General features: G+C 64.0%; 1 protein-coding gene. It reads right to left on the reverse strand.

All coding sequences use genetic code 11. From position 1 onward, the window contains the following. Positions 1-253 (reverse strand): lysozyme inhibitor LprI family protein (locus AC0L3S_RS39550; RefSeq protein WP_473285398.1); only part of this gene is annotated, 253 nt, incomplete at both ends.

Genomic DNA, 253 nt, shown 5'->3' on the forward strand with positions numbered 1-253 from the left:
GGAATGCGCGCACTCGGCATCGCGAAAAGTGATCCAGGCGCGTTGCGCCACCTGCAGCAATCTCTTGCCGTTGGCATCGTCCGAGCTGATGAGGTTCTGATAGGCCGTGTTGAGCCTGGCGTCGGCCGCCTGGTAGTCCTCGCCGGCACAGATGTTCATCATTTGCTGGCTGTCGTCGCTGCGGTCGCATTCCTGCGCGCGCGCAACCGAAGCTGCCGCCAGCAGGACAAGGCAGGCGGCCAGGAACATCCGG

Source organism: Bradyrhizobium sp. Ken01 (assembly GCF_055807355.1).